This window comes from Herbiconiux liangxiaofengii (assembly GCF_041927335.1).
GTDB lineage: Bacteria > Actinomycetota > Actinomycetes > Actinomycetales > Microbacteriaceae > Herbiconiux > Herbiconiux liangxiaofengii.
Genome location: NZ_JBHFHD010000009.1, coordinates 288249 through 312062 on the forward strand (window position 1 = coordinate 288249; position 23814 = coordinate 312062).

17 protein-coding genes are annotated in these 23814 nt (G+C 69.7%); 14 read left to right on the forward strand and 3 right to left on the reverse strand.

Annotated features, from left to right (window positions below; genetic code table 11):
* Positions 1-55: 55 nt before the first annotated feature.
* Together ACEXOR_RS10185 and imuA' are read right to left on the reverse strand one after the other, a co-directional pair.
* Positions 56-1789, reverse strand: a complete 1734-nt coding sequence (locus tag ACEXOR_RS10185; RefSeq protein ID WP_374849515.1) for a DNA polymerase Y family protein — start codon at positions 1787-1789, stop codon at positions 56-58.
* Positions 1786-2523: a DnaE2-dependent mutagenesis accessory factor ImuA' gene (imuA', locus tag ACEXOR_RS10190; RefSeq protein ID WP_374849516.1), complete on the reverse strand. Its 738-nt coding sequence runs from the start codon at positions 2521-2523 to the stop codon at positions 1786-1788. The genes ACEXOR_RS10185 and imuA' overlap by 4 nt, the downstream gene beginning before the upstream one ends.
* Before the next feature lie 121 nt (positions 2524-2644).
* Here imuA' and ACEXOR_RS10195 point away from each other — a divergent pair, with 121 nt between their 5' ends.
* The 9 genes from ACEXOR_RS10195 to ACEXOR_RS10235 all read left to right on the forward strand — a co-directional run bounded on the left by ACEXOR_RS10195 (position 2645) and on the right by ACEXOR_RS10235 (position 13464).
* The gene (locus ACEXOR_RS10195) at positions 2645-4330 is read left to right on the forward strand and encodes a DUF885 domain-containing protein (RefSeq protein WP_374849517.1); all 1686 of its coding nucleotides are present in this window, start codon (positions 2645-2647) and stop codon (positions 4328-4330) included.
* 1 nt (position 4331) lies between these two features.
* Positions 4332-5057, forward strand: a complete 726-nt coding sequence (locus ACEXOR_RS10200; protein ID WP_374849518.1) for a DUF4166 domain-containing protein — start codon at positions 4332-4334, stop codon at positions 5055-5057.
* Positions 5054-6043 (forward strand): epimerase, encoded by a 990-nt coding sequence (locus ACEXOR_RS10205; RefSeq protein ID WP_374849519.1) that lies wholly within the window; start codon positions 5054-5056, stop codon positions 6041-6043. The genes ACEXOR_RS10200 and ACEXOR_RS10205 overlap by 4 nt, the downstream gene beginning before the upstream one ends.
* A 782-nt stretch (positions 6044-6825) precedes the next feature.
* A complete protein-coding gene (locus ACEXOR_RS10210; RefSeq protein ID WP_374849520.1) occupies positions 6826-8706 on the forward strand; it encodes a helix-turn-helix transcriptional regulator in 1881 nt (626 codons plus the stop codon).
* 106 nt (positions 8707-8812) lie between these two features.
* Positions 8813-10264, forward strand: a complete 1452-nt coding sequence (gene rpsA, locus ACEXOR_RS10215; RefSeq protein ID WP_374849521.1) for a 30S ribosomal protein S1 — start codon at positions 8813-8815, stop codon at positions 10262-10264.
* 114 nt (positions 10265-10378) lie between these two features.
* On the forward strand, positions 10379-11005 hold the full coding sequence (gene coaE / locus ACEXOR_RS10220; protein ID WP_374849522.1) for a dephospho-CoA kinase: 627 nt from the start codon (positions 10379-10381) through the stop codon (positions 11003-11005).
* A gap of 11 nt (positions 11006-11016) precedes the next feature.
* A complete protein-coding gene (locus ACEXOR_RS10225) occupies positions 11017-11796 on the forward strand; it encodes a LamB/YcsF family protein (protein ID WP_374849523.1) in 780 nt (259 codons plus the stop codon).
* Between the two features lie 2 nt (positions 11797-11798).
* The gene (locus ACEXOR_RS10230; protein WP_374849524.1) at positions 11799-12524 is read left to right on the forward strand and encodes a 5-oxoprolinase subunit B family protein; all 726 of its coding nucleotides are present in this window, start codon (positions 11799-11801) and stop codon (positions 12522-12524) included.
* Positions 12514-13464 (forward strand): 5-oxoprolinase subunit C family protein, encoded by a 951-nt coding sequence (locus ACEXOR_RS10235; protein ID WP_374849525.1) that lies wholly within the window; start codon positions 12514-12516, stop codon positions 13462-13464. Before ACEXOR_RS10230 ends, ACEXOR_RS10235 begins: the two co-directional genes overlap by 11 nt.
* Before the next feature lie 64 nt (positions 13465-13528).
* Here the strand turns inward: ACEXOR_RS10235 and ACEXOR_RS10240 are convergent, their stop codons facing one another.
* Entirely contained in the window at positions 13529-14554 is a 1026-nt protein-coding gene (locus ACEXOR_RS10240) for a 6-phosphofructokinase (protein WP_374849526.1), read from the reverse strand.
* A gap of 101 nt (positions 14555-14655) precedes the next feature.
* Between ACEXOR_RS10240 and uvrB the strand changes: the two genes are divergently transcribed.
* From uvrB to whiA, 5 genes are all read left to right on the forward strand, one after another.
* Complete coding sequence (uvrB, locus tag ACEXOR_RS10245; protein ID WP_374849527.1) at positions 14656-16725, forward strand: excinuclease ABC subunit UvrB; 2070 nt, start codon at positions 14656-14658, stop codon at positions 16723-16725.
* Between the two features lie 165 nt (positions 16726-16890).
* Positions 16891-19848, forward strand: a complete 2958-nt coding sequence (gene uvrA / locus ACEXOR_RS10250) for an excinuclease ABC subunit UvrA (RefSeq protein WP_374849528.1) — start codon at positions 16891-16893, stop codon at positions 19846-19848.
* A gap of 29 nt (positions 19849-19877) precedes the next feature.
* On the forward strand, positions 19878-21791 hold the full coding sequence (gene uvrC / locus ACEXOR_RS10255; RefSeq protein WP_374849529.1) for an excinuclease ABC subunit UvrC: 1914 nt from the start codon (positions 19878-19880) through the stop codon (positions 21789-21791).
* Positions 21792-21834: 43 nt separating this feature from the next.
* Positions 21835-22713, forward strand: a complete 879-nt coding sequence (rapZ, locus tag ACEXOR_RS10260; protein WP_374849530.1) for an RNase adapter RapZ — start codon at positions 21835-21837, stop codon at positions 22711-22713.
* A gap of 66 nt (positions 22714-22779) precedes the next feature.
* Positions 22780-23757, forward strand: coding sequence for a DNA-binding protein WhiA (whiA, locus tag ACEXOR_RS10265; RefSeq protein ID WP_374849531.1), 978 nt, complete (start codon positions 22780-22782; stop codon positions 23755-23757).
* The last annotated feature ends 57 nt before the right edge of the window (positions 23758-23814 follow it).

Sequence of the window (23814 nt, forward strand, 5' to 3'; positions counted from 1 at the left end):
CCTCGTTCGACCCGGGCGTGGGCGGATGCAGGGGTGTAGGCGAAGACGGAGACCGTCAGTCATAGCGGGCCTCCGCCCACCACAGGTGGCGGTCGAGGGTGAGGAGCCAGGCGACGCCGTCGGCGTCGACGAGCTGGAGGCGATCGAGACGACGGGCCTTGCGGTCGTCCCACCAGCGTTCGGACATCGGCCAGGGGCCGGCCCACGCCTGCACCGGGCGGAGCGACCGGCTGGAGACGTCCGGGGAGAATCGTGCGGGCACCCCGACGAGCTCACCGGACTCGTCGACGTCGACCAGCTCGTTCCGGTTCGTCACGAGCAGCACCTGGCGGCGATGCTCGAACACCGTGGTCGGCAGCGGCGGCGGAAGGCTGCCCGGCCAGGGTGCCACCTCGGCTCCGGCCGAACTCGTCGGCCCACGGCGCCGGCCACCGGCCGACGAAGGCCTGGCCGTGCCGGCTGGAGCGACAGGCCCGATCATGGCGTCCGTTCCGGCCAGTGCGATTCGGGAACCGGCCGCCGCCGCCTGCGCGGCGGCGCGCGCGGGGGGCGAGGGACGGGTGGCGACGGGCACCGGCGGGCGATCGCCCCACGGCACGAGCAGTTGACGCTCGTGCGAGGAGCGACCACCGCCGATGGAGGCGGTGAGCACCCCCTCGTGGCCCACGATGCTCTGCACCCGCGAGAGGCCGTGATGGATGCGCTCCTCGGAGCCCGTTCCCCAGAGACCGACCTCGTGGCGGGCGCTGTCGTCGACCGTCTCGGCGGTGAGCCGCACCCGCACCACCGGGGCCGAGAGCGTGCTCTCGATGGTGCTGCCGCCCTGCAGCTGCCAGCGCACCCGGTCGACCACATCGCTCGCACCGAACCAGCGCGGATGCAGCCAGGTGCGCTCCCGCACCTCACCCCGCTCGGTCGCGATCTCGACCCGCAGCTCGGTGCAGACCAGGCGGGCGGCCGCGAGTTCGCCGACGAAGCGATCGGCCTCGGCCCGGATGCTGAAGGTGATCTGGTCGATTCGCTCCAGCGGCGGTTCGAAGGCGTTGACGCTCTCGCGCACCTCGGGCGGGATGCGCGGGATGACCCGTCGCGGATCGGTGCCGCTCGCCCGCTCGTGCGCCCGTGCCCCTGGTTCACCGAAGCGGGACCGCACGTCTTCGGCCGGCAGCCGCGCGAAGTCGCCCAGGGTGCGGATGCCCAGGCGCCAGAGCAGGGTGCAGAGCTCGTCCTCGGCCAACAGCTGCAGCGGGAGTCTGGCCAGGAACTCGGGGGAGGCCCCCTCCGGCACGATGCGGATGAGGTCGACCCCCGGTAACCGTGCCGCCTGCTCGGCCGCGAACAGCCCGTCGGCCACACCGACTCGCGCCTCCGTCACCCCGAGCTCGGCGAAGCGCTCGAGGAAGGCGAGGGCCGCCGCGTGCTCGCTGCCGTAGAACCGCTTCGGACCGCGGGCGCGCAGGGCACAGCTGCCCGCACGCATGACCTGCACGTTCGGGCTCATCTCTTCGAGGGCGCCGATGAGCGGCTCGAAGGCGCGGTTGACCCGCACCGGATCGTAGGGGAAGTCGCGCAGTCGCGGACTCCGCGCCTGCGCCTCCCTCAGCCGCAGCCCTCGGCGCACCCCGTCGGAGCGCGCCCCTTCCGAGCAGGCGTAGACCAGCCCCTTCTCGATCACCGCGATCGGGTCGTCGAGTGTCAGCCCCTCCGCCTCGGCCGTGGCCGCCACCGGCCAGTCGGGGCACCACAGCACCATGGTGCGCACGGCGCCGGCCGCCGCGCCCGCACTCATCCGTTCACCTCGTGCAGCAGCCTCATGGGGGCAGATGTCTCATCGCGCCCCGCCATCCCCGGCAGCTCGATCACCGGCCGGAACAGCTCGTCGCCGTCGGGCAGCCACAGCCGCCCCCGCCGAGGCCGCCCGTTGCCGGTGCGCGCGCTGACCGACACCATCGCCTGCCGCCCGGCCAGGTAGCCGTGCCCCGAGCCGATGCCCGTCCACCTGCTCTCGGTGATGCGCAGCGTCGCCTCGCTCTGCGGCCAGTCGCCGAGCACGATCAGTGTCGCCTCGCGCTGCCGGATGCGTGCCTGCAGCCGCGCCAGCGCGGCGGCGGGAACCCGCCCCGGCACCCGGGTCACGACCACTCCCACCACATCGGCCATCGCCGCGGTGACGGTGAGCCACTCGTCTCCCGGATGCGGCACCAGCGCCAGCCGCTCCAGGGCGACCCCGAACCGTGAGGCCGCCTCGACCCCGAAATCGGGCAGCCCCACCACCCCGCACCAGATGCCGTCGGCCGAGGGACCGGCCATCAGGGCCATCACGAGCGCGGTCGAGTTCTCGACCGAGTAGGCGGCGCCGGCGCGCAGCGAGCCCCCGGGCAGCAGTGAGGCGATCGCCGGATGGGTGCGCACGGCCCGGGTGTCGAGCTTGGTGGCCTGCATCTGCGAGATGCGGGACTGCAGCGCGCGGATCTCCTCGCCCGCCGGAACGGAGGAGGAGAGGCTGCGCGCCGCGTCTGTCATGCCCTCAGCTTCGAACATATGTTCGAAGAAGTCAATCGGGCCAGGAAGGCTGTGGAGAGCATCCGGAGCCTGTGCACACAGCCCTCGAGCCGGTGTCGTCAGGGTGCCCTAGGGTCGAAGGATGAGCAGTTCGACAGTACGCCCGCCGACCGACATCGACCGCATCGCCGAGCGCTGGGTCGACACCGTGGTCGAGCTCGAACCGGTGCTCGGCACCTACATCGGCCGAACCGAGGTGAACGACCGTTTCGGCGACCTCTCACCCGCCGGGCACGAGCGCCGGGTCGGCGCCGCCAAGGCGGTTCTGGCCGAGCTCGATTCGGCCAAAACGGTCGACGTCGTCGACGAGGTTACCAAGACCGACCTCGCCAACGAGCTGCGTCTGAGTGTGGCGAGCATCGAGGCCGAGCTGCCGCTGCGCGACCTCAACGTGATCGACTCGCCCAGCCAGCACATCCGCGAGGTGTTCGACCTGATGCCCACCGACACCGTCGACGACTGGTCGGTGATCGCGAAGCGGCTCTCCGCCGTCGAGGAGGCCGTCGACGGCTACATCCTCACCCTCCGCGAGGGCATGCGCCGCTCGGTCGTTCCCGCGCGCCGGCAGGTGGTCGAGGTGCTGGCCCAGTCGCGCGGCAACTCCGGCCCCGACAGCTTCTTCACCGCCTTCGCCGCACGCGCGAGCGCCAGCGTGAGCGACGGCACGGCACTCCCCACCGCCCTCGCCGCCGACCTCGAACGCGCCGCCGGCACCGCCTCCGAGGCCTACTCCAAGCTCGCCCAGTTCCTCGAGAACGAGCTGGCCCCGGTCGCCGGCGAGCAGGATGCGGTGGGCCGCGACGTCTACGCCCTCCAGTCCCGCCGCTTCCTCGGCGCCACGATCGACCTCGACGAGACCTACGAGTGGGGCATCGAGGAGCTCGGCCGGATGGTGCGCGAGCAGGAGGCCATCGCCGAAGAGATCACGCCCGGGGCATCCGTTCACGAGGCCATCGCCTTCCTCGACGGAGACGACAGCCGGAAGCTGCACGGCACCGAGGCCCTGCGCGAATGGATGCAGGCCACCAGCGACCGCGCGGTGGCCGAGCTCGGCCGAACGCACTTCGACATCCCCGACGAGATCCGCGCCCTCGAGTGCATGATCGCCCCCACGCACGAGGGCGGCATCTACTACACGGGCCCCACCGACGACTTCTCCCGCCCCGGCCGCATGTGGTGGTCGGTGCCCGAGGGCGTCACCGAGTTCGACACCTGGCGCGAGCTCACCACCGTCTACCACGAGGGTGTTCCCGGCCACCACCTGCAGGTCGGCCAGGCCGTCTACAACCGCGCCCAGCTCAACACCTGGCGCCGTCAGCTGGCCGGCACCAGCGGCCACGCCGAGGGCTGGGCCCTCTACGCCGAACGCCTGATGGAAGAACTGGGCTACCTCGACGACCCGGCCGACCGCCTCGGCATGCTCGACGGCCAACGGATGCGCGCCGCCCGGGTGGTGCTCGACATCGGCGTGCACCTCCAGAAGCCGCGCCTGGACGGCCGGGGCGTGTGGGATGCGGAATACGCTCTCGAGTTCATGCGCCAGAACGTGAACATGGATGACGCCTTCATCCGCTTCGAGGTCAACCGCTACCTGGGTTGGCCGGGCCAGGCCCCGTCGTACAAGGTCGGCCAGCGCATCTGGGAGGAGGTGCGCGACACCCTGCGCGCCCGCGAGAAGGAGGCCTTCTCGTCGAAGGCGTTCCACCGTCGCGCCCTCGAGATCGGCGGCGTCGGCCTCGACACCCTGCGCACGGCGCTGCTGGGCTGACATGGCACCCCGATCGCGTTCCCCCTACGAGCTCACCTCCGGTTCGGCCCTCGACGACCTGCATCCCGAGGTGCGCCGCTACGTCTCCGGCGTCAAGCCCGGCTTCCGCGGCTACGGCAGCGGCGTGTTCGAGCAGGTCGGCACACCGAGGCGCTGGCTGTGGCCGGCGCTCAGGCTGCTCGCCCGTCAGGGCATGCTGTTCCCGGTGTGGGAGCACAACGTGCCGTTCAGCGTCGTCAACGCGCCCCTCACCGACCGCGACGGCCGCACCGCGATCGTGGCCGTGCGCCGATTCCACTTCCTCGGCGGAGCCGGGGCCATGGTCGACGCCATCACCGCGGAGAACCCCGGCCCCGACGGCCTGGTCGACCACCTCGGCCTCGACCGGCGGTTCCGGATGCGCCTGTCCACCCGCGTGGTGCGCGGCGAGCTGCACCTCACCTCCACGGCGTTCGAGCTGCGCTTCGGCCGCCACCACCTGCCGGTGCCCGCGGCGTTGTCGCCCCGCGTGCGCGTGGTGGAGCGGTTCGACGACGCGGCGAATGCGGGGGAGGGTGCCCAGCGCGTCACCGCCACGGTCGAGGTGCCGCTGATCGGGCGGGTCTACGAGTACACCGGCACCTTCCACTACGAGATCCGGCCCGAGCCGGCGCCGGCGGTCCGCACCCCTCCGGGCGCGCACCGGTCGCGGGCCCGGGCCGCCGCGAAGCCGGGGCGGGCACGGTGACCGAGCCGCGCACGGTGGTGCTCGCCGGAGCCTCGGGGTTCATCGGCGCCCGGCTGGTCCAGTCCTTCCGCGACGAGGGCGCTCGGGTCGTGCTGATCGGCCGCCGGGGTCCGGATGCGCGCTGGAACGACCCGGCAGGCCTGGCGGCGGCCGTCGACGGTGCCGATCTCCTGATCAACATGGCCGGCAAGAGCGTGAACTGCCGCTACGACGCCGCGAACCGTGCCGAGATCCTCCGTTCGCGCACCGAGACCACCCGGGCGCTGCACGCCGCGGTGGCGGCTGCCGCCCATCCGCCCCGGCTCTGGATCAACTCCTCGACGGCCACCGTCTACCGACACGCCGACGATCGGCCGATGACGGAGTCCACCGGCGAGATCGGCGAGGGCTTCTCGGTGAACGTGGCCACGAGCTGGGAGACGGAATTCTTCCGCGGCGAGCTGCCCGGAACCCGCCGGGTGGCGCTGCGCACCGCGATCGTGCTCGGTGACGGCAGCGCGCTGGCACCCATCATGATGCTCGCGCGCTTCGGTCTCGGGGGTCCGCAGTTCGACGGCCGTTGGCCGACGACCCGCTCGCGCCTCGCGGCGGGCACCCATCACCGCTACCGCCGCTCATCACGCGGCGGCCGTCAGCGGTTCAGCTGGGTGCATCTCGACGATGTGGTGGGCGTCGTGCGGTTCGTCGACGAGCATCCGTCGCTCGAGGGCGTGCTGAACGTCTCGGCGCCGAACCCCACCGACAACCGCACCTTCATGGCCTCGGTGCGGAAGGCCGTCGGCGCCCGGTTCGGCCTGCCCACCTGGCGCTGGATGCTCGAGCTCGGCTCGTTCGTCATCCGCACCGAGACCGAGCTGGTGCTGAAGAGCCGCTGGGTTCTGCCCGAGCGCCTCGAGGCCGCCGGTTACGAGTTCCGCTACCGCGACCACGACGCGGCTCTGGCGGCCGTCGTCGCCGAGCGCCGCTCCGGTCGCGCGCCGAGGTAGTCCACGCCGGATGGCGGCGAGATGGCGATGGCTTCTGCGCGGCCGGTACGACAGAATGATGCCTCCATACGATGAGTTTCTGCGGCGGGGCGGATCGCGACGGATGAGGGGCCCGGTTGAACCGAGGAGAAGCAGATGCCGAACGCGGCGAGGCGCGTCGACTGGCGAGGCAGGCGTTAGAGAACGGCCGAGGAGTTCTGGTCGTGGGCGAGCCGGGGTGGGGTAGCACCCGTTTCGTCCGATCGCTGGTGTCCGAGCTCGATCCGGCACTCCGTTCTCGGTTGTGGATCCGCGACGAGACGATGAACGACGAGTCGTCGAGACGAGCGCGCGATGCCCCGTCGGGTGACGACGTCCTTCCGGTGGTCGTCAGAGTCGGCCGCGGCCGGATCGATGGCCGGAGTGTCACGAGGTCGTGGGAGCGGGATCTCACCCGGGTCGACCTCGATCCCTTCACCCCGTCGGCCGTCCTCGGCATCTGCCAGCGATTCCTGCACGGGCAGCTCCACCCGGAGGCGGTTCCGGAGCTCATTCCCCGACGGGCGGGCGGAGACCTGGTGGTGCTCCGGGAAGCCGTGATCGAGCTCCGGAAAAAGGGCTCGTTGGCTCTGCAGGACGGCGTATGGACCGTTTCCGGAACCATGCCGCCACTCGAACGGCTCCGACGAGTGATCGTGAACCGGATGGCGGCGGTACTTCCGTCGGATGCCGAAACCGCACTCGACCTGATCGCTCTCGCCCCCGAGCTGGGAGTCGCCCGCACCGGGCGGCTGCTCGAAGACATGGAGGTGATCGACCCCGACCTTCTTCTGGAAGGTCTCGAGGCGGCCGGGGTGATCGACGTGATCGATCAGGACGGTGACCTGAGATGCCGGGTGCGTGACCCGATCGTCGAGCTCCACCTGCCGCACACCATCGGACGCCTGCGCCGTCGACGACTCTCCAGCGCGATCGTCCGGGCTCTCTCCGATCGGCCGGCGGAGGATTCCACGAAGAGCGACCTCCTCGCCATAGCCCGACTCGCTCTGCCGTTGGGGTGGGAGGTCAATCCTGAGGCCTTGACCACGGCCGCGGAGACGGCTCTCCGGGCGTCGCGAGTGGACTTGGCCGCTCGTCTCGCGACCGCGGCGATCGCGACCGGCGCGCCGGTCGAGGCCTCCTTCGTGCTCTCGGCAGCCGAATCGCAGTCCGGCCGCTCCGAGGAGGCGCTGGCGAGACTCGAGAGCCTCCAGGTGGACGAGACCGCAGAACCGCGACGCGCCCGGACGCGACGCGAGCTCATCCGTCTCGTCACCGCCCGGGTGAGCGATCCCACCATGGCGTGGAGTCTCCCTGACCGACCCTTCGAGCCCGGCGGTTCCCACGGCGATTCCGCCGGTCTGACCGGCTTGACGACTGCCGACGCCGATGATCGCCGGCGTGTCGAGGGCGCTCTCGCCTCTGGCTCGATCGTCGACCACGCGGCCGTCCTCGAAGGCGAGAGGAACGCCTTCGAGGCGTCATTGGCCGTGATGCAGGGGAGATCCCATGAGGCGATCGCCATGCTGACCCGGGCCGAGTCGATGCTGCGCGATGCCGGTGCCGACACGTTCCGGGTTCGATGGGGCCAGGCCTATTCGCGCCTCTGGGATCAGCCGTTCGGCACAACGTACGACGAGTTGTCCGTTCTGGCCGACGAGGCAGCCAGTCTGGGCCAGGCCGAGCAGGAGGTCTTGTGCCGATGGTCGGCCGCGCTGACACTCGGGCATGCGGGCAAGGCCGCGGAGGCGGTGTCCGAACTGCGGTGCGCCCTCACCACACTCGAAGAACTCGACCTCGCGGAAGCGGCACTGCTCGCACGGGTCGCGCTCTCCGAGGCTCTAGCCGCTCTGGGCCAGAGTGACGAGGCCGATGCGGTGCTGGCGCCCGTCCTCGAGGTCTCCGCCGACAAGCCGCTCGTCGACGGTTGGGCCCACGAGGCTCGTGGCTGGGTTCTGCGCGGGTCGGGGCGGGTCGCCGAGGCCGCCGAGGCGTTCATGACCGCGGCGTCGTTGCACGGCGCACTGGGCTTCTCTCTTTCCCAGATCATCGCGCTCAGTGCCGCGGCGAGAACGGGCGCCGCGCTCCAGGTCATCGACACGATCGACGCACTCGCCGACACCGTCGACGGTCGGTGCGTCGCGCTCCTGGTCAGACAGGCGAGAGCGGAGGCATCCATCACGGGTCGGGGCGGGCCCGAGCTCGCAGCGGAGTTCGACGATGTCGGTCTCTGTGCGGTCGACCTGGGGATGCACGGCCATGCGGCGGAGGCCTACAGCAGGGCGGCCGAGCTCCACCGTGCCGCGGGCGGTGATCCCAGGGCCGCGGCCGCTTCGGCCCGGCTCGCTGCCGGTCAGGCCTCGATCTGTGGAACCACACTGCCGGACGTACCCGGCACAGCTGCGTCGACCGGCCTGTCTCTGCGAGAGAAGGAGATCGTGCTGCTGGCGGCGGCGGGCTCATCCAATCGTGAGATCGCCGACCGGCTGGTGCTCTCGGTGCGAACGGTCGAGACCCATCTCCTGCGGGCGTTCCGCAAGCTGGGCGTACGTCGGCGTTCCGATCTGGCGGCGGCGATGGACTACTCGCCACCGGGAATGGCCGGCGGCGACGGGGCGTTGCACAGCACAGAAGCGCACAGCTAGACTAGAGCGTCACTTCTGTGACTCCTATCCGCCTGCCAGTCGCGGAAAACCACGAATGAACACCCGCGACCGGCCCGATTCATGTCCACAACGGAGCAACCACTACATGACAATCGCAACGACCGAAAAGGCAACCAAGCAGGTCGCCATCAATGACATCGGATCTGCTGAAGACTTCCTCGCCGCGGTCGAAAAGACTCTGAAATTCTTCAACGACGGAGACCTCATCGAGGGCACCGTCGTGAAGATCGACCGCGACGAGGTCCTCCTCGACGTCGGTTACAAGACGGAGGGCGTCATCCCTTCGCGAGAACTCTCCATCAAGCACGACGTCGACCCCACCGAGGTCGTCAAGGTCGGTGACTTGGTCGAGGCCCTCGTCCTCCAGAAGGAGGACAAGGAAGGCCGCCTCATCCTGTCGAAGAAGCGGGCTCAGTACGAGCGTGCATGGGGCGACGTCGAGAAGATCAAGGACGCCGATGGCGTGGTGACCGGTTCGGTCATCGAGGTCGTCAAGGGTGGCCTGATCGTCGACATCGGCCTCCGGGGCTTCCTCCCGGCCTCGCTCATCGAGCTCCGCCGCGTTCGCGACCTGACCCCGTACCTGGGCCAGGAGATCGAGGCGAAGATCCTCGAGCTCGACAAGAACCGCAACAACGTGGTTCTGTCGCGCCGCGCCCTGCTCGAGCAGACGCAGTCCGAGAGCCGCACCACCTTCCTCAACAACCTCCAGAAGGGGCAGGTCCGCAAGGGCGTCGTCTCGTCGATCGTCAACTTCGGTGCGTTCGTCGACCTGGGCGGCGTCGACGGTCTGGTTCACGTCTCCGAGCTCTCCTGGAAGCACATCGAGCACGCCTCCGAGGTCGTCGAGGTGGGCCAGGAGGTCACCGTCGAGATCCTCGAGGTCGACCTCGACCGCGAGCGCGTCTCGCTGTCGCTCAAGGCCACGCAGGAAGACCCGTGGCAGGTGTTCGCCCGCACCCACGCGATCGGTCAGGTCGCTCCGGGTAAGGTCACCAAGCTGGTTCCGTTCGGTGCGTTCGTTCGCGTCGCCGAGGGCATCGAGGGCCTGGTGCACATCTCCGAGCTCTCCGGCAAGCACGTCGAGCTCGCCGAGCAGGTCGTGTCGGTCGGCGACGAGGTCTTCGTCAAGGTCATCGACATCGACCTCGAGCGTCGCCGCATCAGCCTGTCGCTGAAGCAGGCGAACGACGGCGTCGACCCCGAGGGCACCGAGTTCGACCCGGCACTCTACGGAATGCTCACCGAGTACGACGACCAGGGGAACTACAAGTACCCCGAGGGCTTCGACCCGGAGACCAACGAGTGGAAAGAGGGCTTCGAGGCCCAGCGCGAGAAGTGGGAGCAGGACTACGCCGAGGCGCAGGCCCGCTGGGAGGCCCACAAGAAGCAGGTCGCCACGTCGAACGCCGAGGCGCTCACCAGCGACGTGCCGTCCGCGGGCAACTCGTTCTCGAGCGAGTCGACCGGCGCCGGCACCCTCGCCGACGACGAGACCCTCGCCGCACTGCGCGAGAAGCTCAGCTCGAACAACTGAGTCGCTCCGCACGATCGGCTCCTGAGCTGATCAGCACCGGATGGCCGTCCCTTTCGAGGGGCGGCCATCCGTCGTTTCCACACCGGCTGTCCGCCTCCCGCTAGCATGGGCACCGTGTTCGTGATCGCGCTCACCGGGGGCATCGCCGCCGGAAAATCCACCGTCGCCCGCCGCTTCGCCGAGCACGGAGCGGTGGTGATCGACGCCGACCGGCTCGCCCGCGAGGCGGTGGAGCCGGGCACCCCGGGGCTCGACGCGATCCGGGAGCGGTTCGGCGCATCCGTTCTCGACTCGGAGGGGCGGCTCGACCGCACGGCCCTCGGTGCCGTCGTGTTCTCCGACGAGGCGGCGAGGCTCGACCTCAACGCCATCACCCACCCCGCTGTCGCCCAGCTCTTCGCGGCACGACTGGCCGAGACGGCCGAGCGGGATGCGCACGCCGTCGTCGTCTACGACGTTCCGCTGCTCGCCGAGTCGGGTGGGCGCCGCGACGGGCTGTTCGAGTTCGTCGTGGTGGTTGAGGCTCCGGTCGGGCAGCGGATCCAGCGCCTGGTGGAGCTGCGTGGACTCTCCGAGGAGGAAGCCTCCCGGCGCGTGCACGCCCAGGCGAGCGACACCGAGCGGCGCGCCCTCGCCGACGTCGTGATCGACAGCGGCGGCACGCTCGACGAGACGCTGCAGCAGACCGACCAGGCCTGGCTGCGCATCCGCACCGCAGCCGACGACGCGCAGTCGCGCTGAACGCCGGCACCATGATGACCACGCCCATCGCCTCCATCGACCTCAACGCCGACCTCGGCGAGTCGTTCGGCGCGTGGACCATGGGCGACGACCGCTCGATGCTCGAGCTCGTCTCGAGCGCGAACGTGGCCTGCGGCTTCCACGCGGGCGACCCCACGGGGCTGCTCGACACCCTGCGCCAAGCGGTCGCCCATCGGGTGACCGTCGGCGCCCATGTCGCCTACCCCGACCTCCGAGGCTTCGGCCGGCGCGACCTCGACCTCCCGTCGGCCGACCTGACGGCCGACGTGATCTACCAACTGGGTGCCCTGCAGGCATTGGCGACCGCAGCCGGCACCCGGGTGGCGTACCTCAAGCCGCACGGGGCCCTCTACAACCGCATCGCGCACGATGAGCAGCAGGCCGCGGCCGTGGTCGAAGCGGTGCTCGCGATCGACGCGACGTTACCGATCGTGGGGCTGCCCGACTCCGAGGTCGGCCGCATCGCCGAGGCCGAGGGCCTGCGTTTCGTGCCCGAGGCCTTCGCCGATCGCGCCTACCGGCCCGACGGAACCCTGGTGCCGCGCAACGAGGCCGGCGCCGTGCTGCACGACGCCGATGAGATCGCCGACCGGATGCTCCGGCTGGCCGCCGAGGGCATCGTGACCGCCGTCGACGGCACCGACCTGCCCCTCTCGGCCGAGACCATCTGCGTGCACGGCGACACCCCGGGGTCGGTGCGTATCGCCCGGGCGGTCCGCGACGCCCTTGAGCGGTCGGGCCTGGTCGTGGGCGCCTTCGCGCCGCGCTGAGCATGGCCGGTTCCGAACGACCCGGGCCCCAGCAGCCCGACGCCGAGGACCCCACCGTGCAGCCGCTCCGGCTTCGCCGCGTCGGCGAGGCGGCACTCCTCGCCGAGTTCCCGGATGCCGCAGCGGTGCTCGCCGCCTACTCCCGACTGCGGGCGCACCCCGCAGCAGCCCCGGCGCTCGACGGCATCGTCGACGTCGTCCCCGCCGAACGCACCGTTCTCGTCACCTATGACCCCGCTCGCGTGAGTGCCTCCGGTGTGGAGCGCTGGGTGCGTGCCGCTTCTGACCGCACCTCCGCGCCGCGGCCCGCTGGCGTCGCGCCGAGGAACGAGCCGGCCGGGGCTCGCACCCTCGTCGAGATCCCTGTCCACTACGACGGTATCGACCTGCACGAGGCGGGCGAGGCGCTCGGCATGAGCGCGGCAGAGCTCGTGCTGGCCCACACCTCAGCACCGTGGACAGCCGCGTTCATCGGCTTCGCGCCCGGTTTCGCGTACCTCACCAGCGGCGACGACCGCTTCACGCTGCCTCGGCGCGCAGTTCCCCGGGCCCGTGTCCCCGCCGGATCGGTGGCATTGGCGGCGGGCTACTGCGGCATCTACCCCAGGGAGTCACCCGGTGGCTGGCACCTGATCGGCCGCACCGACGCCGACCTCTGGAACCTCGACCGCGCCCACCCCGCACTCATCGCGCCAGGCACCCACGTGAGGTTCGTCGATGCCGCCTGAGTCGATTCGTGCTGCGTCGATGCCGCTCGAGTCGGCCCTCGAGGTGCTGGCCACCGGGCCGCTCACCCTGGTGCAGGATGCCGGCCGGCCCGGCTGGGCTCACCTCGGCGTGCCCGCATCCGGAGCCGCCGACCGGGGCGCACTGCGCGCGGCGAACCGGCTGGTCGGCAACGAACCCGGGGCCGCGGTGCTGGAGTCGGTGCTCGGCGGCCTCGTGGTGCGGGCGTGGGGAACCCTGCTCGTGGCGGTGACGGGTGCTCCCACGTCGGCCTGGCTGGAGCGAGGCGGGTCGTGGGCTCCGATCAGGCATCCCTCTGGCTCATCGATGGTGGTGCGGAACGGGGAGGTGCTGCGGCTCGATCCGCCCGCCACGGGTCTCCGCACCGTGCTCGCCGTGCGCGGCGGCATCGAGGTGGCGGCTGTGCTCGGCAGCCGTTCCGCCGACGTGCTCAGCGGGCTCGGGCCGGCACCGATCCGACCGGGCGACGTGCTGCACCTGGGCGATTCGGTTGGGGAGTGGCCCGCGGCAGATCTGCTCCCGTCGACGATCGGATGGCGGCCCAGCGGGGTGCTCACGGTGCTCCGCGGCCCGCACGACGACCGGTTCGGGGCGGCCGGATGGCGGCAGCTGGTCGAGACGGCGTGGGTGACGTCGGCCCGGTCGAACCGGGTGGGGGTGCGGCTGGATGCGCCTGACCCGGCGGCACCGGGGTGGGCCGCCGTGGCGACCGGACGGAGCGAGGGGATGGTCGCCGGGGCCGTGCAGGTGCCCCCGGGCGGTCAACCTGTGGTCTTCCTGCGCGATCACCCGGTGACCGGGGGCTACCCCGTGATCGGCGTGCTGACGGAGGCGTCGATCGACCTCGCGGCCCAGCTGCGCCCGGGCGACCCCGTGCGGTTCGGCGACGGCGACGGCCCGGGCATCCGCGGAGCCGCCTGAGCCGGCGACAGAGCCGCAGTGCCCGGCACCGGCACCGTGCCCGGCACCGGAACCGACATCGGCATCAACCGAACAGCATCGCCGCTTCCTCGTAGCGGTGCTGCGGCACCGTCTTGAGCTTCCCGAGCGCCTCTTCGAAGCCGACCGTCTCGATCTCGGTTCCGCGCAGCGCGACCATCTTGCCCCACTGGCTCTCCTGGACGATGTCGCTGGCCGCCATGCCGAGGCGCGTGGCGAGCACCCGGTCGTAGGCCGTGGGCACGCCGCCGCGCTGGATGTGGCCGAGGGTGGTGGCGCGCGTCTCGATGCCGGTCATCTCCTCGATCATCGGGGCGAGTCGTTCGCCGATGCCGCCGAGGCGGGGCCGGCCGAAGGCGTCGAGGCCGCGTTCGGAGTGCGCGTCGTCGGCGTGGTCGGGGGTGAACCCCTCGGCCACCACCACCAGGGGGGCGCGGCCGCGATCGGCGGCGCTGCGCACCCAGGCGGCCACCTGCTCCATGCTCGTCTTCTGCTCGGGGATGAGGATGGCGTGGGCGCCGGCGGCCATGCCGGAGTGCAGCGCGATCCAGCCGACGTGTCGGCCCATCACCTCGGCCACCATGCAGCGGCTGTGCGAGTCGCCCGTGGTGCGCAGCCGGTCCATCGCCTCGGTGGCGATCTCGACCGCGGTGTCGAAGCCGAAGGTGTAGTCGGTGGCGTCGAGGTCGTTGTCGACGGTCTTGGGAACGCCCACGATCTTCAGCCCCGCATCCGTCAGCCGCTTCGCCGCGGCGAGCGTGCCCTCGCCGCCGATGGCGATGATGGCGTCGATGCCGAGCCGGTCGAGGGTCTCCTGGATGCGCTCGGGCCCGCCGTTGCCCTCGAACGGGTTCGTGCGGGAGGTGCCCAGGATGGTGCCGCCCTGCTTCGCGATGCCGCGCACGTCACTGCGATCGAGCGGGCGGATGTCGCCCGCGACGACGCCGCGCCAGCCGTCTCTGAAGCCGACGAACTCCTGGTCGTTGATCTCCGTGCCCTTGAGCACGGCGCCGCGGATGACGGCGTTCAGACCGGGGCAGTCGCCGCCGCTGGTGAGGATTCCGATTCGCATGGTGATGTCTGCCTCGTTGTGGTGGTGAGGGTGGGACGCTCGGCATGACGCTGAGAGCGAGCACCGACGCTGGTGTCGGTGGCCCTCCCTAAACTTATTGCATGGAACCCACCCGCTCCGTGCACCCCTTTGAAGTCATCTCTGAATACACGCCGAGCGGAGACCAGCCTGCAGCCATCGCCGAACTGGCGGGCCGCATCAACGCGGGAGAGACCGACGTGGTGCTGCTCGGCGCGACCGGTACTGGCAAGTCGGCCACCACCGCGTGGCTGATCGAGCAGGTGCAGCGGCCCACGCTCGTGCTCGCGCACAACAAGACCCTGGCGGCGCAGCTGGCGAACGAGTTCCGCGAGTTGATGCCCAACAACGCCGTCGAGTACTTCGTCTCCTACTACGACTACTACCAGCCGGAGGCCTACGTTCCGCAGACCGACACCTTCATCGAGAAGGACTCGTCGGTGAACGCCGAGGTCGAGCGGCTGCGGCACTCCACCACCAACTCCCTGCTCTCCCGGCGCGACGTGGTGGTGGTGTCGACCGTGTCGTGCATCTACGGCCTCGGCAAGCCGGAGCAGTACCTGAACGCGATGATGGCGTTGCAGCTCGGTCAGAAGGTCGACCGCGACTGGCTCATCCGCAAGTTCGTGTCGATGCAGTACCAGCGCAACGACGTCGACTTCTCGCGCGGCAACTTCCGCGTGCGCGGCGACACCATCGAGATCATCCCGATGTACGAAGAGCTGGCCATCCGCATCGAGATGTTCGGCGACGAGATCGAGGGGCTGTACAGCCTGCATCCGCTCACCGGCGACATCGTGCAGAAGCTCGAGAGCGTCTCGGTGTTCCCCGGCTCGCACTACGTGGCCGACACGAACGTGATGCACCGCGCGATCGAGACCATCCAGACCGAGTTGCACGACCGGCTCGCCCAGCTCGAACGCGAGGGCAAGCTGCTCGAGGCGCAGCGGCTCCGCATGCGCACCACCTTCGACCTGGAGATGATGCAGCAGATCGGCTTCTGCTCCGGAATCGAGAACTACTCCCGCCACATCGACGGGCGCAACCCCGGTGAGGCCCCGCACTGCCTGATCGACTACTTCCCCGACGACTTCCTCGTCGTCATCGACGAGTCGCACGTCACCGTGCCCCAGATCGGCGCGATGTACGAGGGCGACTCCTCGCGCAAGCGCACCCTCGTCGACCACGGGTTCCGGCTGCCGAGCGCCTTGGACAACCGGCCGCTCAAATGGAACGAGTTCAAAGACCGCGTGGGCCAGACGGTGTACCTCTCGGCCACCCCGGGTCGCTACGAGATGGGCATCGCCGACGGCGTAGTCGAGCAGATCATCCGCCCCACCGGCCTCATCGACCCCACGCTCATCGTCAAGCCGTCGAAGGGCCAGATCGACGACCTGCTCGAGCAGATCCGCATCCGGGCGGCGCGCGACGAGCGGGTGCTGGTCACCACCCTCACCAAGAAGATGTCCGAGGAGCTCACCGACTTCCTCACCGAGGCCGGCGTGCGCGTGCGCTATCTGCACTCGGATGTCGACACCCTGCGCCGGGTCGAGCTGCTCACCGAGCTCCGGATGGGCGTGTACGACGTGCTGGTGGGCATCAACCTGCTGCGCGAGGGTCTCGACCTTCCCGAGGTGTCGCTGGTGTCGATCCTGGATGCCGACAAGGAGGGCTTCCTGCGCTCGTCGACGTCGCTCATCCAGACCATCGGCCGCGCGGCCCGCAACGTGTCGGGCGAGGTGCACCTCTACGCCGACAAGATGACCGACTCGATGCGCCTGGCCATCGACGAGACCGACCGGCGGCGCGAGAAGCAGGTGGCGTACAACACGCTGCACGGCATCGACCCACAGCCGCTCCGCAAGAAGATCGCCGACATCACGGAGGCGCTGGCACGGGAGGGTGCCGACACGGCCGAGCTGCTCAAGGAGCGGTCGGGCCGCGGCAAGAAGAGCCCCACCCCGAACCTCCGGCGAGAGGGCATCGCGGCGCAGGGCGCGAACGACCTCGAGGCCATCATCGCCGACCTCAACAGCCAGATGCTCGAGGCGGCAGCCGAGCTCAAGTTCGAGCTCGCGGGCCGCCTCCGCGACGAGGTCTCCGAACTCAAGCGCGAACTCCGCCAGATGGAGAAGGCCGGCCACATCAACTAGCCGGTTCGCGAACGACGGAGCATCACGGCACTGACGGGTCGAGGCTCCGTCGTTCGCGGCATCCGGCACGAAACTCCTTCGTTGTCGGGTGTCGAGGACGGCCGTGGGGTGGTGCTCCGAGCGAACGGCGACGTGAGTGTCGGTGGGTCACCGTAGTGTTGGAGGGTGTCGATTTCGAACGTAGATTCCCTTGGAAAACTCAGTGTCCACGGTGCCCGAGTGCACAACCTGCGGGACGTCGACATCGAGATCCCGCGTGACTCGCTGGTCGTGTTCACCGGGCTGTCGGGCTCGGGCAAGTCGAGCCTGGCGTTCGACACCATCTTCGCCGAGGGTCAGCGCCGCTACGTCGAGAGCCTGAGCGCCTACGCCCGCCAGTTCCTCGGCCAGGTCGACCGCCCCGACGTCGACTTCATCGAGGGTCTGAGCCCGGCGGTGTCGATCGACCAGAAGTCGACGAACCGCAACCCGCGGTCGACCGTCGGCACCATCACCGAGATCTACGACTACATGCGTCTGCTCTGGGCGCGCATCGGCGTGGCCCACTGCCCCATCTGCGGGGAGCGCATCTCGGCGCAGACGGTGCAGCAGATCGCCGACCAGCTGATGGAGCTGGACGCCGGCATCCGCTATCAGGTGCTCAGCCCGGTGGTGTCGCAGAAGAAGGGCGAGTTCGTCGACCTCTTCAAGGAGCTGAGCGCGAGCGGCTACTCACGCGCCATCGTCGACGGCGAGATGATCCAGCTCGCCGAGCCGCCGAAGCTGAAGAAGCAGTTCAAGCACGACATCTCCGTGGTGGTCGACCGCCTGGTCGCCGGGCCCGAGATCCTCGGCCGCCTCACCGACTCGCTCGAGACGGCGCTGCGCCTCACCGACGGCCTGGTGCAGATCAACTACGTCGACGAGAACGGCCCCGAGGCGTGGGCGACGTTCTCCGAGAAGCTCAGCTGCCCCAACCAGCACCCCATCCAGCTCACCGAGATCGAGCCCCGTACGTTCTCGTTCAACGCCCCGTTCGGCGCCTGCCCCGAGTGCTCCGGCCTCGGCACGCGGATGTCGGTCGACGCCGACCTGCTGCTCGGCGACGAAGACCTCAGCGTGAACGAGGGTGTCATCATCCCGTGGACCACCCAGGGCAAGGGCCTGTTCCAGTACTACGAGAAGCTGCTCGACGGGCTCGCCCGCGACCTGAAGTTCTCGCTCGACACCCCGTGGAAGAAGTTGTCGCCCGAGGTGCAGGAGGCGATCCTGCGCGGCAACGACTTCGAGGTCAAGGTCAAGTGGAAGAACCGGTACGGCCGCGAGATGAGCTACACCTCCGGCTTCGAGGGCGTGATGCCCTACATCGAGCGTCAGTTCCTGCAGGCCGAGAGCGATTCGCAGCGTCAGCGCTGGGGTGAGTACCTGCGCGAGGTGCCGTGCCCCGTCTGCAACGGCAACCGCCTGAAGCCCGAGGTGCTCGCCGTGACGGTGAACGACCTCAACATCGCCGAGGTGGCGAAGCTCAGCCTGAGCGACGCCCAGCACTTCATGGGCACGCTCACCCTCACCGACCGTGAGGCCATGATCGGGGCGCAGGTGCTGCGCGAGATCCGGGCCCGCCTCGACTTCCTGATCGAGGTCGGCCTCAGCTACCTCGATCTCGCCCGCGCCGCCGGGTCGCTCTCGGGCGGCGAGGCCCAGCGCATCCGGCTGGCCACCCAGATCGGCTCCGGCCTCACCGGCGTGCTCTACGTGCTCGACGAGCCCTCCATCGGATTGCATCAGCGCGACAACCGGCGGCTGATCGACACGCTCGTCAAGCTCAAGAATCTCGGCAACACCTTGATCGTGGTGGAGCACGACGAAGACACCATCCGCACGGCCGACTGGATCGTCGACATCGGCCCCGGCGCCGGGGTGAACGGCGGCCGGGTGGTGCACTCGGGCCACTACGCCGAGCTGCTCGCGAACACCGAGTCGCTCACGGGCGACTATCTGTCGGGCCGCAAGTCGATCGAGGTGCCGAAGAAGCGGCGCCCGATCGACAAGAAGCGCATGATCTCGGTGGTGGGCGCCGAGGCGAACAACCTCAAGAACGTCACCGCCGACTTCCCGCTGGGCACTCTCACGGCGGTCACCGGTGTGAGCGGTTCCGGCAAGTCGTCGCTGGTGAACGACATCCTGTACCGCGTGCTCGCGAACCGCTTGAACGGGGCGCGCAAGCTGCCCGGCAAGCACAAGCGGGTGACGGGCCTCGACAACCTCGACAAGGTGGTGCACGTCGACCAGGCGCCCATCGGCCGCACCCCGCGGTCGAACCCTGCCACCTACACGGGAGTCTTCGACCGCATCCGCACGCTCTTCTCCGAGACCGCAGAGGCGAAAGCCCGTGGCTACCTGCCCGGCCGGTTCAGCTTCAACGTCAAGGGCGGCCGCTGCGAGGCGTGTGCGGGTGACGGCACCATCAAGATCGAGATGAACTTCCTGCCCGACGTCTATGTCGCGTGCGAGGTCTGCGGGGGAGCGCGGTACAACCGCGACACCCTGAGCGTGCACTACAAGGGCAAGAACATCGCCGAGGTGCTCGACATGCCGATCAGCGAGGCGGCCGACTTCTTCGAGCCCATCTCGGCCATCCACCGCTTCTTGAAGACCCTGGTCGAGGTGGGCCTCGGCTACGTGCGGCTCGGTCAGAGCGCCACCACGCTCAGTGGCGGCGAGGCGCAGCGCGTCAAGCTCGCCACCGAGTTGCAGCGCCGCTCGAACGGCCGCAGCATCTACGTGCTCGACGAGCCCACCACCGGTCTGCACTTCGAAGACGTGCGCAAGCTCCTGATGGTGCTGAACAGCCTGGTCGACAAGGGCAACTCGGTGATCGTGATCGAGCACAACCTCGACGTGATCAAGTCGGCCGACTGGCTCATCGACCTCGGGCCCGAGGGCGGCTCGGGAGGCGGTACCATCATCGCCTCGGGTACTCCGGAGGCGCTGGCCAAGGTCGAGGCGAGCCACACCGGCCGGTTCCTCGCCGAGGTGCTCCCCAGCCCGGCCAGCACGGGCAGAGCCTCCACCCGCCGCCCGCGCACGGTCACGGGCGAGAAGGGCGAGCACGCCGCGAAGCGGCCCGCCCTCACGAAGTAAGCGTCCACGCACGGCCGAAGTAAGGAACCATGGCAGACACCGTCTCGTACCGCCCGAAGGCGGGGGAGATCCCCACCCAGCCCGGGGTGTACCGGTTCAAGGATGCGAACGGCCGCGTGCTCTACGTCGGCAAGGCGAAGAACCTCCGCGCACGGCTGAGCAACTACTTCGCCCCCTTGCGCAGCCTGCACGAGCGCACCCGGCGGATGGTGCTCTCCGCTTCGGGCGTGGAGTGGACGGTGGTGGCCACCGACATCGAATCGCTGCAACTCGAATACACCTGGATCAAGGAGTTCGACCCGCCGTTCAACGTCAAGTTCCGCGACGACAAGACCTACCCGTTCCTGGCGGTCACGCTCGGCGACGAGGCACCCCGGGTGATGGTGACCCGCAACCACCGCATCAAGGGCGCGAGGTACTTCGGCCCCTATCCCAAGATCTGGGCGGTTCGGGACACCATCGACCTGATGGTGAAGGCCTTCCCCATCCGCACCTGCTCCGACTCGAGCTACAAGCAGGCCATGCAGACGGGGCGGCCCTGCTTCCCCGGCCAGATCGGCCGCTGCGGCGGGCCGTGCTCGGGCAGGGTCACCATCGCCGAGCACCGGCTGATCGTCGACGACTTCGTGGCCTTCATGGCCGGTGGCGACAAGCGCTTCGTCACCGCCGCCACCAAGAACATGAAGGCTGCAGCCGAACAGCAGGACTACGAGTCGGCGGCGAAGTATCGCGATCAGCTGCAGGCGCTCGAGGCCGTGCTGGCGAAGAGCGCGGTGGTGCTGCGCGACAAGGTCGACGCCGACCTGTTCGGCATCGAGCACGACGAGCTGGCCGCCAGCGTTCAGCAGTTCATCGTGCGTGCCGGGCGCATCCGGGGTGAACGCTCGTGGACGGTGGACAAGGAGATCGACATCGACACCGGTGAGCTCGTCGACACCATCCTGCTGCAGGCCTACGACGACGAGACTCCGCCGAAGGAGATCATCGTGCCGGCCCTGCCCGACGACACCGACGAGCTCGAGGCCTGGCTCGGCCAGCGCCGCGGTCGCGGCCAGGTGCACCTGCGAACCGCCCAGCGCGGCGAGAAGGCGGCGTTGATGTCGACCGCCACCATGAACGCCAAGAACAACCTGATGCTCTACAAGATGCGCCGCTCGTCCGACTTCGTGGCGAGGTCGCAAGCGCTCACCGACATCCAGGAGGCGCTCGGCATGGCCGACGCCCCGCTGCGTATGGAGTGCTACGACGTCTCGCACCTGCAGGGCACGAACATCGTGGCCTCGATGGTGGTGTTCGAAGACGGCCTGGCGCGCAAAGACCAGTACCGGCGCTTCTCCATCGCCGACTCCACGGATGACACCGAGTCCATCTACCAGGTCATCACCCGGCGGCTGGCCTACCTGAAGTCAGACGAGAGCGCCGAGGCGAAGGCCGCGGCGGCCGCTGCCGCCCAGGCGCAGATCTTCAGCGACGGCGAGGGGCCGGTCGAGCCCGAGAAGAAGAAGAAATTCTCCTACCCGCCGAACCTGCTCATCGTCGACGGCGGCCAGCCCCAGGTGAACGCCGCCGCCCGGGCCCTCGAGGAGTCGGGCGTGCAGGGCATCTTCCTCGCCGGCATCGCGAAGCGGCTCGAAGAGATCTGGCTGCCCGACAGTGACTACCCGGTCATCCTGCCCCGTGGCAGCGAGGCCCTGTTCATGATCCAGCGCATCCGTGACGAGGCCCACCGCTTCGCCATCACGCACCAGCGATCGCGGCGCAAGCGCGACATCAACAGCGTGCTCACTGAGGTACCGGGCCTCGGCCCGTCGCGGGTGCGTGAGCTGCTCAAGCACTTCGGCTCGGTCGCCGAGCTGAAGAAGGCGGATGCCGCGGCCATCGCCGAGGTGAAGGGCATCGGTCCGGTGCTCGCCGAGCAGATCCGTACCACCCTCGACCGGTAGTCTGGAACCTCCCCGTCCGAATTACCCGAAGCGAAAGCGCGTGATGTCTCCCGACTCCCCCCAGCAGCAGGAAGTGCTGATCGTCACGGGCATGTCGGGGGCGGGCCGTTCCACCGTGGCCAACGCCCTCGAAGACCTCGGCTGGTACGTGGTCGACAACCTGCCGCCGCAGATGCTGCGCCCGCTGGTCGACCTGGCGGAGCACGCCGGATCGACGCTGCCGCGGATCGCCGCCGTGGTCGACGTGCGGGGCCGCGACTTCTTCGCCGACCTGCAGGACATGATCCAGGCGCTGCGTGGCGGCACCCAGTTGCGCGTGGTGTTCCTCGAGGCCACCGACCAGGCCCTCGTGCGCCGCTTCGAACAGGTGCGCCGGCCGCATCCGCTGCAGGGCAACGGCACCCTGCTCGACGGCATCGGGGCAGAGCGTTCGCGGCTCAGCCCCATCCGCGAGTCGAGCGACATCATCATCGACACCTCAGACCTCAACATCCATCAGCTCGCCACGGTCGTGCAGGAGAAGTTCTCGCACGCCGGCACCGCGGGGGTGCAGGTCACGGTGATGAGCTTCGGGTTCAAGTACGGAGCTCCCACCGATGCCGACGGCATCGCCGACGCCCGCTTCCTGCCGAACCCGTTCTGGGTGCCTGAGCTGCGGGCGCACACCGGTCTCGACGCCGACGTCAGCGAGTACGTGCTCGGTCAGTCCGGCGCCCGCGAGTTCGTGGAGGCCTATGCCAAGGCCCTCGAACCCGTGCTCGCCGGCTATCAGCGCGAGAACAAGCGTCACGCCACCATCGCCATCGGGTGCACCGGTGGCAAGCACCGCTCCGTGGCCATCGCGCGCGAGCTCTCCGAGCTCATCGGCGCATTCCCCGGCGTGGTCGTCAACGTCAAGCACCGCGACCTCGGCCGCGAGTGACGCGGCGCGAACTCCGAACGAACATCGCGCGAACGCGCATCGAGCAATAGAAGAAGGTTCTGCATAGTGGCACTCACCGCCGACGTGAAAGAGGAGCTCGCCCGCGTTGTCGTCAGCAAGACGACGACCCGGGCGGCCGAGCTGGCGACCGTGCTGCGGTTCGCGGGCGGGCTGCACCTCATCTCCTCCCGCATCGCCATCGAGGCCGAACTCGACACCCCCGACATCGTCAAGCGCGTTCTGCGCGATCTGGCCGAGCTGTACGGCGTGAAGGGCGACGTGTCGAAGGTGGCGCCCTCAGGCGCCCGGCGCGAGGGGTTCTACCTCGTGCGCGTGATCGACGGCGGTGAGACCCTGGCCCGTCAGACGGGGCTGCTGGATGCGCGCCGTCGCCCCATCCGCGGCCTGCCCAATCGGCTCACCACGGGTGGTCGCGACGATCTCGCCGCCGTCTGGCGCGGCGCGTTCCTCGCGGCGGGCTCGCTCACCGACCCGGGCCGTTCCGCCGCGCTGGAGATCACCTGTCCCGGGAACGAGGCTGCCATGGCCCTCGTGGGTGCCGCCTCGCGCCTGGGCATCGCCACGAAAGCACGCGAGGTGCGTGGCGTGCATCGCGTGGTCATCCGCGACGGCGAGGCCATCGCCGCGATGCTCTCGGTGATGGGTGCCGCCCAGACGGTCACCACCTGGGAGGAGATGCGTCAGCGCCGCGAGGTGCGCGCCACCGCCAACCGCCTGGTGAACTTCGACGACGCCAACCTGCGCCGCTCGGCGCAGGCCGCGGTCGCCGCCTGCGCCCGGGTCGAGCGCGCGATGGAGATCCTCGGCGACGACATCCCCGACCACCTGAAGTATGCCGGCGAGCTCCGGCTGGCCCACCGGGACTCCAGCCTCGACGAGCTCGGCCACCACGCCGACCCGCCGATGACGAAGGACGCGATCGCCGGCCGGATCCGCCGGCTGCTGGCCATGGCCGACAAGCAGGCAGTCGACCAGGGCATCCCGGGCACGGACGCGAATCTCCCGCCCGACCTCGACGACTGATCAGCCGCGTTCTTCAGCACCGCGCTCGTCGATCACGACGAGTTCGGCGGACTCGGC